Here is a 9985-nt window from a genome sequence, read left to right as displayed (position 1 = left end):
AAAGTGGGTAATACATCAATTGATATTCATTACTTAGCGTTAAATGAAAAAGGGGAATGGTGTTTCACTGGTAGAGGGAGATTAGTATACATCCACCCAACAACAGGAAAACCTGCCCCATTAAGTGAAGAAATGAGAACAAAATTGGTTAATGGGTAAAGAGTGGCCGACTTTCAAATGGAAAGTCGGTTTACTTTAAAGATAAGAATGTATAAAATTTCAGAGATGTCTAGCTCCGAGTGCCTGCGACTAGCGAGACTTCCTTCGCCTCCGTACGATAAGTCAACATCGACTCCGATAAAAAGGAAGGTCGACTAAAACCGGACTTTGCGTCCAACGTCGACATATCCCTATGAAGGGGCATGTTTCCTTTATCTCCTACGAAAGTATGTTCAATTAAAATCGCCACTTTGCGTGGCAACATTGAACCACCAGCGTTGCGCTGGCGCAGTCAGTACGTCGCAAAGCGGGCGCTCTGCGCTTTTCTTGCGCCTTAAAATAGCGATATTCTATGTATTGCATCCATCTAACAATTATGGGGGATTTAAGCATCCCCCGATAATTGAAGACTCACTTCATTAGAGCTTTAATTCTCCCATACGAATAAGCTCAACTACTGCTTGAGAACGCCCCTTGACTCCTAATTTTTGCATAGCATTTGAAATGTGGTTACGGACAGTCTTTTCAGATATAAACAATTCCTGGGCAATTTCTTTAGTTGTTTTATCTTGTACTAAGAGTTCAAAAACTTCCTTTTCTCGTTTTGTTAATAATTGCTTCGGTTTGTAGTCGTTGTCCTTCAAATGTTAACCCCTCCTTGCTGTCATAGAGCCGCAGTGTGAAGGGAAATTATTTAGTCAATAATAGCTTATGAAAATCTTAATAAACAGTGCGCACATTTACCTAGGTTGTTAAATATATTGAATTAACACTTAGGCATTGGAAAATATAGGATAGATTCCAATCATTTTTATGTTTTTAAAGACAAAATGTAAGGTTTTTTGTGTTTTTATGATAAAATATGACTATAGCAGAGGGATTATTACGGGAGGTTACATTTTGGAAACGGAAATTACAAATGAAGCAATTGCTAAGTTAGAAAAAACATTACGACATATATCAGGGGCAATCAAGCATAACGGTAGAAAAATCCTCAATAATTACCCAATAACCAACCCACAGTTCATTGCCTTACAATGGCTATTAGAAGAAGGCGATTTAACGATAGGGGAACTATCTGCAAAAAATGGATTAGCCTTTAGTACAACAACGGACCTTGTTGATCGAATGGAAAAAAATGAATTAGTTGAAAGAATAAGAGATTCTAATGACCGTCGTGTCGTTCGAATCCATGTGTTAGATAAAGGGAAGAAGATTATTAATGAAGTAATTTTAAAACGACAAGAATACTTAGGGGAAGTATTAGAAACCTTTGATTTAGAACAGACACAAACGTTAATTGAACTTTTAGGACAATTACATGTACAGATGAAGAGCATCAATGAAAAATAACATCATCAAAGAAGAGGCGATTTTTTTGAACCAACCTATAGGTGTCATCGATTCTGGGGTCGGTGGATTGACAGTAGTACATGAATTAATGCGACAGCTACCAAAAGAGAAACTTATTTACTTAGGGGATACGTTGAGATGTCCGTACGGTCCGAGGACAAAGGAAGAAGTGCAGACATTTACTTGGGAAATGGTTGATTTCTTAATCCAAAAGGATATTAAAATGTTAATCGTTGCTTGTAATACTGCCACAGCTTACACGTTACCTGACCTTCAAGAAAAACTAAATATTCCAGTCGTTGGAGTCATTCAACCAGGAGCAAGGGCTGCAATTAATTTTACAACGAATGACTATATCGGTGTAATAGGTACGGAAGGTACAGTGAAGAGTGAAGCATATCCTAAAGCATTGCATAGTATAAAGCCTGAATTACGTGTTGAATCATTAGCGTGCCCAATGTTTGTACCAATGGTGGAACAAGGTATTCTATCAGGGATAAAAGCAGAGCATATTGTGGAGAAGTCTTTACGTCCATTAAAGGCTTTGCATAATATTGATACGTTGATCCTTGGGTGTACGCATTATCCATTGATCAAAGATGTGATCCAAAAAGTTGTTGGAGATGAAGTAACATTAATCTCCTCCAGTGAAGAGACAGCTAGAGAAACTAGTACGATATTGGAAGTTCATCAGCTCTTAAATAATGACGATGGACCAGTTAATCATGAGTTCTATACAACTGGTGAATTGGGGCTGTTTACAAAGATTACCCAAAGCATCTTCCACAGTTCTATCGATAATTTAAAATCAGTTACGATAGAAAAAGCAGTTATCTAAAATCAGGGGTCTCCCTGATTTTTTTATTTATTTATTACAATCGGTTGGTCTAATTTTACGATAGGCTCGTATACATAATAGTACAAACCATCGTAGGAGGGAATTACATGAGAATACGCCGATTGTTGTTTTTACTAATAACGGTTAGTATTGCACTAATCTTAACAGGATGTTTCGGTAGTGACGAACAATCCCAACAGGAGGAAATGGATCCACCACCACCAAATGCTGAAGCAGTAGATGGCAATACAGGAGACACATCTAGTGTTCAAACAGATGAGCCGTCAACAGTAGAAAGGGAGCTTTACTTACTTGATTCAAATGGATTAGTTGTACCACAAACATTAGAAATCCCAATGCCAGAATCGAAAGAAGTAGCAACACAGGCCTTGGAATATCTTGTAAAGGATGGTCCGATTACAGAATTGCTTCCAAATGGATTTGGAGCAGTTTTACCAGCTGAAACAGAAATACTTGGCTTAGATTTACAAGAGGATGGAACAATGATTGTTGATGTATCTGAGGATTTTGCAAGTTATCAACCAGAAGATGAGTTAAAGATATTAGAGTCGATGACTTGGACGTTAACTCAATTTGATGGAGTAGAGCGAGTAGAACTGTGGATGAATGGACATGAAGTAAAAGCAATGCCTGTTAATGGGACACCTGTAGCTAATGGGTATTCAAGAGCTAATGGAATTAATGTTGTTCATTCGGATACGGTTGACTTAATCAACAGTAAAGCAGTGACAATGTATTTCCCAACAGAACATGATGATAATCAATATTTTGTTCCTGTGACACAGCATGTGGAGAATAATAACGGAGATGAACTTCAAGCAGTAGTTGAACGACTAATTGAAGGCCCTGGATATGCTACTAATGTTATGCATATTTTCAACCAAGGGACATTGTTAGTAGATAAACCGAATCTAGAAGATGGTGTACTAGAGTTAGTGTTTAATGAAAATGTATTGATCGATATGGAAAATCAAGTGATTTCTGATGAAGTAATGGAATCATTAGTACGAACGCTTACAGAACAAGAGTCTATTGAAGCTGTCAATGTAAGGGTAGAAAATGTGGATCAAATTGCTAATGAGAGTGGCGAAGTGTACAACGAGCCAGTTACAACGGAAACACTTAATCCATCAGAAAAATTATAATGTGTTAAAGGGGGATACTTGCTATCCTCCTTTTCTTATGGTCTTAATTCTTTTGAACACAGTGTCGCCATAATGTATGAACATGTTGCATTTGTATAAAATATGTTAAGCTAGTTGTGTATCAAGGAGGATGAAAAATGAGAAATGATGAACGAAAATTTAACAGTTTAAGACCAATAACCATGACACCAAATTTTGTAAAACATCCAGAAGGTTCTGTGTTAATTCAAGTTGGCGATACAAAAGTAATTTGTAACGCAAGCATTGAAGACAGAGTTCCTCCTTTTATGCGTGGCCAAGGAAAAGGGTGGATTACAGCAGAATATGCTATGCTGCCAAGGGCTACGCAAGATCGTAATATTAGAGAATCATCCAAAGGTAAAGTTAGTGGAAGAACGATGGAAATTCAACGTCTTATCGGACGAGCTTTACGCTCTGTAGTAGATTTAAATAGTATTGGAGAAAGAACCGTATGGGTGGATTGTGACGTAATCCAAGCTGATGGTGGTACAAGAACGGCATCCATAACAGGTGCTTTTGTTGCTGTTGTATTAGCGTTTGGGAAATTGCTTGAAAACAAAACGATAAACAAAATGCCTGTCACTGACTTTTTAGGAGCGACATCTGTGGGGATACTTGAAGACGGAACTGAAATATTAGATCTTAACTATATAGAAGACTCTACTGCACAAGTTGATATGAATGTTGTGATGACAGGTTCTGGTGAATTTGTAGAAATTCAAGGAACAGGAGAAGAAGCAACATTCTCTATGGACCAACTACATACGATGTTAAACCTTGCAAGCGAAGGACTTATGGAAATATTTGATATACAAAAAGAAATTATTGGACCTTTAGCCGACAGAGTTGGAGAAACGGTGAAAGGTAGTGGATCGAAATAATGAAAGAAATCATGATTGCAACCAAAAATAAAGGGAAAGCAAAAGAGTTCAAAGCATTCTTTTCTAAATATGGAATAGAAGCGAAATCACTTTTGGACTTAGATGAGCCGATTGATGATATTGAAGAAACTGGTTCAACCTTTGAAGAAAATGCTGCTATTAAAGCTGAGGAAATTTCTAATCTATTAAATATCCCCGTACTATCCGATGATTCTGGATTAGAGATTGACTTTTTAGAGGGAAGACCAGGAATCTTTTCCGCCAGATATGCTGGTGAACCAAAGGATGACCGTAAAAATTACGAAAAAGTATTAGAAGAATTAAAAGATGTTCCAGACCATGAACGCACAGCAAGATTTGTTTGTGTATTAGCAATTGCAACTCCTGGGGAGAAAACCGTATTCCGTAAAGGGTATTGTGAGGGGAAAATTGGATTGGAACCTCGTGGGGAAAATGGGTTTGGCTATGATCCCATCTTTATCCCAAAAGGCTATGAGAAAACGATGGCCCAATTATCTCCTGATGAAAAAAGTAAGATAAGCCATAGAAGTAATGCAATTGTTCAATTAGAGGATTGGTTGAAGGGGCTTCAATAAGAGGTGATAGTATGAACAGTGTAGTGATTGTAAGTGACAGTCATGGGCTGACAAATGAGCTATTAGAGATTAAGGAACGCCATGACCCTACATATTTCATCCATTGTGGAGATTCCGAATTGCACCCAGATAGTAAAGAGTTAGGAGGGTATATTAAAGTAGGAGGAAATTGTGATTTTGATCCTCAATTTCCTGATGATCAAATTGTTCAAGTTGGTGATTTGACCTTCTACGTAACTCATGGCCATCTTTACAATGTTAAGATGAATCTGATGAAATTAGCTTATCGTGCAGAAGAGGTTCAAGCGAATGTTGTCTGTTTTGGACATTCCCATGTTGCTGGTGCCGAAAAAATTGATCAGCAATTATTTATAAATCCGGGTAGTATTCGCATGCCAAGGAATAGACCAGATAAAACATATGCGATTGTTACATGGAATACAAAAGAAGATATTAGCGTAACATTTTACAACACGAATGGAGAAGTTGTAGAAGATATGACATATCATACAGAGCTTTAAGGTATTAACGGAACGGGGGACCACTTCGAATGGGTGGGGGTTCCTCATTCCGTTATTATCGGAAAAACGTCTGTTTTAAACACGTTGTGTAGTCCACGTTCCGTTATTTGCTTCTTTCCCTGTAAAATTTACTGTTTTCTGTTCTTTAACGGAACCAGGGACCACCTCAATCAGGTGGTGGTTCCTCATTCCGTTAAATCATTGATTTTTAACATGTTCCGTATTCCTTTTATCATTGTAGGTTTTAAAATAAAGTTTAAGGTGTTGACAAAGTAAACTTAAATCAATATAATAATCTTTGTGACAAAACAATAGCAATTAGCAATTGTTAATTAGAAAAACAACATCATAAATCAATAATCCATGCGGGTGTAGTTTAGTGGTAAAACCTCAGCCACGAGCAAGACATCTGCCGAATAATCTACGAGTTGTCCCGAAGCATAAACAACTATGAATATGCTAGCAGATGCAGGGACATGATTGAGCGTAAACAAGACAACATTATAATTCAATAATCCATGCGGGTGTAGTTTAGTGGTAAAACCTCAGCCTTCCAAGCTGATGTCGAGGGTTCGATTCCCTTCACCCGCTCCATAATATGTCCCAGTAGCTCAGCAGGATAGAGCAACAGCCTTCTAAGCTGTGGGTCGGGAGTTCGAATCTCTCCTGGGACGTCACAATAACTAGAAAACACGTTAAACACTTATTAGTGGTTTAACGTGTTTTTTTATCGGAAGTGGCTCCTGACTCTGATAAATAGAAATCAATAGTAGGAAATATGTTACAATGTAAAAAAGGTAAACTTTGGAATAACACTACTGCAATCAGTTACTTTTTAATTATTCCATTCGGGACGTATTATACATTTCTAATTATAAGGAGTGATATAAAATGAATGAAAATAATGCTACAGTAGAAAACCTCTCTTCAAAAGCGGGAAATTTCTTATCTCAAATCAATAGTAACACTAAGCTAGGTGACGTACGAAAAATCGCGAAGGAAATTAAAAAAGATCACCAACTCGCTATGGAACTATGGTCAAGCGAAAGGTATTTGCCTAGATTATTAGCAATCTTAATTATGGATAAAAAACTTCTTTCAGAAGATGTACTAGAGAAGCTTGATAGTGATATGCAGACTCACACTTTTGATGAGCGTAATAATTTAATGGATTGGTTAATGGCTAATCAACTTACCAAAAGCAAGAAGACAATTGCGCTGATGGAGTCATGGAAAAATAGCCCTTCTGCTCTTCAAAGGCGAGCTTTTTGGTATTACCAAGCACGATTGAGATGGACTGGTAAAACTTCACCTGACAATACTGCTGACTTATTATCTGCATTAGAAGCTAATATGGCACAGGAAGAACCAGAAGTTCAATGGGCTATGAATTTCACTGCAGGTTGGATCGGCGTTTATGATGAAAAATATCGAGACCGTTGTATTAAACTTGGTGAGAAAACTGGTCTTTACAAAGGTAAAATGGTAGCAAAAGGATGTACTCCAGATTATTTACCGGAGTTCATTACGATCGAAGTTAATAAACGACTTGATAAATAATATAGGTTGCAGTTGCGACAAGCGAATGATAAAAACAGTTGTGGCTGGATTGAATCACGTCTAGTGACATTACAGATTGTTAAAGAAAATCCTGTCATAACAAAACTCCTAGACGTCTAGGAGTTTTTTGCTATACTAAACTAAATCACACATTATTAGATATATATTACCCATTATCACCGATGCTGGTCAATTAAAACTGGATTACCATCTGGATCTTCCAGTGTAATAAATGCAGGTCCTGATGTTGTTTCGTCTGCTTCTTGTATGAGTGTTTAGGGGGAAGTTATTACGCTAACGGTTAGTAAAAGAATGGATATTATAAATATAGGTTGAATTATAATTTAGAAAATAGATTCGAAAAAGGAGTAGATTTATAATGGAAAAGGTCACACCATTTTTAATGTTTCAAGATGGCAAAGCAGAAGAGGCAATGAATTTTTACACATCTCTGATTGAGGATTCAGCAATTACAAATATTGTTCGATATGGTGCAAATGAAAGTGGGGATGAAGGAACTGTTATGCAGGCTACTTTCACCTTAAAAGGTCAAGAATTTATGTGCATAGACAGCAATATTAAACATCAGTTTTCCTTTACACCTTCATTCTCAATATTTGTTACTTGTGATACTGAAGAAGAACTTGACAATCTTTATCAGAAACTGATTGAAGGTGGACAAGCACTTATGCCAATAGGAGATTATGGATTCAGTAAGAAATTTGGCTGGATAAATGACCGTTATGGAGTTTCCTGGCAACTAAATTTACCTAAATAATATGAAGAACTTAATACCCTATTCATACCAATAAAAAAAGTATAAATTGTTAAACGGGGGTTTATATGAGAAAAGTTTATCTAGATAGAACAGAATTAATGGGAGCCGTGGTTGTAGATATAGAAGATACTGAAGTTATACCAGCAGGGACAACAATTTTTCCTATGAGTGCTAACAATAAAAATGAAGAGTATCAAAAATGTGCTATCGATTATGATATTCAATTTATCTTTGAAGATGATATTCCACATATAGAGATTTTTACGGTTCCACATGTAGATATTATGGCAAAAGATAGTAAAGGTGGATTTATCGGAACTGTTTATCAACAGTGTGTTTCGGAAAGTGACACACCAATTTGTTATATCAATAGGGATTTAGAGTGCTTTATAATTTCTGAAAATGAAGAAGATTTTCTGAGTAATATAGGAGCGTGGCGAGACAACATGAAACCTTATAATAAAATTACCGTTTATCGTTCGAAAGCAGAAGCAGAAACTGAACTAGAATTTATTGATTTGTCTATCTAATAGTCCTCCATTATAAATTCATATTGAAACGGTTGCTGAGTAAAACAAGGTGATCCAAGTGGCTCGCCTTTTTCTTGTGGTTATACCGTTTTTATTTTTTGAATCTTTTATCGAGTTCATTCGTAAGAAGAATATATAAAGAAGATATTACATATTCAAGAAGGGGAATATTGTTTTGAAAAAATGGTTATTTTTTCTATTACTATTAGTTGTATTTTTATTATCAGCTTGTAGCAATAACGACGAATTATCGGGAAAAACGTTCGATATTAGTGTGGTGGCGATGTCGCCAAATGATACTTCTGCTAACTATACACCTGTGATGACATTAGAATTTTCAGATGGGAATAAAGTGAAAAATACGAGGGATGATGAAGAAGGCGTGTATGAGTTGAAAGAGGATAAACTTGTAATTCTGTTTAAAAATGAAAATGAGCATTTAGAAGTAGAATTCACACTTAAAGAGAGCGATAAAGAGTTTAGCGAGTATTCAGCAGAAATTAGTGATTTAGATTTTCAAATGGTAGATTCTACGCAAGTAAGTAAATATAAAGGATTATACCAAAAGCTATGGGACAATCATTTCGAAATTATAGAAAGGTAAAAAAATATTAAGTGAATACAATATAAAACAAAAGATTATTTGATTTTGGAGAAGTTGGACTAAAGGGGCAATATTTAAAGAAGGTAATCTAATAAGGTTGCCTTTTACTTATGGTTAAATTTTAAATAATATTTTTGGAATATTATGTTAGTATTTAGGTAGATATAAGTTATTAAGCAGGCTAACAATTATTTGTAATAAAATACAGGTAAAGAATTATTTTACTTTTGTTCCAAATTATAGATATTAAGAAGGTGAAATCAAAGAATGATAATTATAATCTTTCTTTTAAGCGGTTGGATATTAAGTTGGTTTAACTTCGAGAAACTTTTCATTCAAGCATTTAAAGAGTTATTTAATAAGGAAATAACAAGTGCAAGTTACTACTTCATATTTTTTTGTATCGGTGCAATTGGTGATTTGATTTTGTTTTTTAATAGAGAATATATAAATATTTTGTTCAACTAATGGGGTTCTAATACAATCAATGATAACTGGGAACGGTTCTTTTGTTTCATTAGAAGTGAAAAATGAGAACCGTTCCCATCTCTCTATGTATTCAGAAAAAAACAAAAATACCACTTGACATTGGAGTCAACTCCAATGATATTCTTGTGGTATAGGAAATTACAAATATATATACCTGTTGATAACTTATATAGAAGTATAGCCACGTCCAGCTCCAGCGCCCAGCGACTAGTGAGACTTCCTTCACCTCCGTACGATAAGTCAACATCGACTCCCTCTGGTCGTCGTGTTTCCTTTATCTCCTACGGCTCAGTACAGTCCATACGTCGCTAACCGGGCGCTTGCGCTTTTGTTCAATCATGGAAAAACTTTATTCTATTCAAGAGGTTTCACAAAAACTAGGGATATCCAAGGATACACTCCGATATTATGATCGGATTGGGATCCTCTCACCTACTCGCGATGACAATATGTATCGCAAGTATTCGAGGAATGACCTCATCACTTTGA

General features: G+C 36.0%; 12 protein-coding genes and 2 tRNA genes. 13 read left to right on the top strand and 1 reads right to left on the bottom strand.

From position 1 onward, the window contains the following. Window positions 1-578: 578 nt before the first annotated feature. Window positions 579-803, bottom strand: coding sequence for a helix-turn-helix domain-containing protein (locus BUB12_RS16600; RefSeq protein WP_072892025.1), 225 nt, complete (start codon window positions 801-803; stop codon window positions 579-581). Between the two features lie 256 nt (window positions 804-1059). Between BUB12_RS16600 and BUB12_RS16595 the strand changes: the two genes are divergently transcribed. From BUB12_RS16595 to BUB12_RS16525, 13 genes are all read left to right on the top strand, one after another. Further along, a complete protein-coding gene (locus BUB12_RS16595) occupies window positions 1060-1512 on the top strand; it encodes a MarR family winged helix-turn-helix transcriptional regulator (protein WP_072892024.1) in 453 nt (150 codons plus the stop codon). Window positions 1513-1537: 25 nt separating this feature from the next. Further along, window positions 1538-2350, top strand: coding sequence for a glutamate racemase (racE, locus tag BUB12_RS16590; RefSeq protein WP_072892027.1), 813 nt, complete (start codon window positions 1538-1540; stop codon window positions 2348-2350). Window positions 2351-2457: 107 nt separating this feature from the next. Continuing rightward, window positions 2458-3516: a GerMN domain-containing protein gene (locus tag BUB12_RS16585; RefSeq protein WP_072892023.1), complete on the top strand. Its 1059-nt coding sequence runs from the start codon at window positions 2458-2460 to the stop codon at window positions 3514-3516. A 137-nt stretch (window positions 3517-3653) separates the two neighbouring features. Next, on the top strand, window positions 3654-4418 hold the full coding sequence (gene rph / locus BUB12_RS16580; RefSeq protein WP_072892022.1) for a ribonuclease PH: 765 nt from the start codon (window positions 3654-3656) through the stop codon (window positions 4416-4418). Continuing rightward, window positions 4418-5014, top strand: a complete 597-nt coding sequence (locus BUB12_RS16575) for an XTP/dITP diphosphatase (protein WP_072892021.1) — start codon at window positions 4418-4420, stop codon at window positions 5012-5014. The genes rph and BUB12_RS16575 overlap by 1 nt, the downstream gene beginning before the upstream one ends. Window positions 5015-5025: 11 nt before the next feature. Beyond that, window positions 5026-5535, top strand: coding sequence for a metallophosphoesterase family protein (locus BUB12_RS16570; protein WP_072892020.1), 510 nt, complete (start codon window positions 5026-5028; stop codon window positions 5533-5535). Window positions 5536-6055: 520 nt separating this feature from the next. After that, window positions 6056-6129, top strand: a tRNA-Gly gene (locus tag BUB12_RS16565). 6 nt (window positions 6130-6135) lie between these two features. Further along, window positions 6136-6209 (top strand) — tRNA-Arg (locus BUB12_RS16560). A gap of 217 nt (window positions 6210-6426) precedes the next feature. Further along, a complete protein-coding gene (locus BUB12_RS16555; protein ID WP_072892019.1) occupies window positions 6427-7095 on the top strand; it encodes a DNA alkylation repair protein in 669 nt (222 codons plus the stop codon). A 379-nt stretch (window positions 7096-7474) separates the two neighbouring features. Further along, on the top strand, window positions 7475-7873 hold the full coding sequence (locus tag BUB12_RS16545; RefSeq protein ID WP_072892018.1) for a VOC family protein: 399 nt from the start codon (window positions 7475-7477) through the stop codon (window positions 7871-7873). A gap of 65 nt (window positions 7874-7938) precedes the next feature. Then, the gene (locus BUB12_RS16540) at window positions 7939-8403 is read left to right on the top strand and encodes a hypothetical protein (RefSeq protein WP_072892017.1); all 465 of its coding nucleotides are present in this window, start codon (window positions 7939-7941) and stop codon (window positions 8401-8403) included. Between the two features lie 175 nt (window positions 8404-8578). Beyond that, window positions 8579-9007 carry a hypothetical protein gene (locus BUB12_RS16535; RefSeq protein WP_072892016.1) on the top strand — a complete coding sequence of 143 codons (429 nt, stop codon included), beginning with the start codon at window positions 8579-8581 and terminating at the stop codon, window positions 9005-9007. Window positions 9008-9834: 827 nt separating this feature from the next. Then, a partial coding sequence (locus BUB12_RS16525; RefSeq protein WP_143155660.1) for a MerR family transcriptional regulator occupies window positions 9835-9985 on the top strand: 151 nt, incomplete at its 3' end.

This window comes from Ornithinibacillus halophilus (assembly GCF_900129485.1).
In the GTDB taxonomy this organism is placed as follows: Bacteria; Bacillota; Bacilli; order Bacillales; family Amphibacillaceae; genus Ornithinibacillus; species Ornithinibacillus halophilus.
The sequence above is the reverse complement of the archived record's forward strand: the minus strand, read 5'-3'. Positions and strand labels throughout refer to the sequence as shown.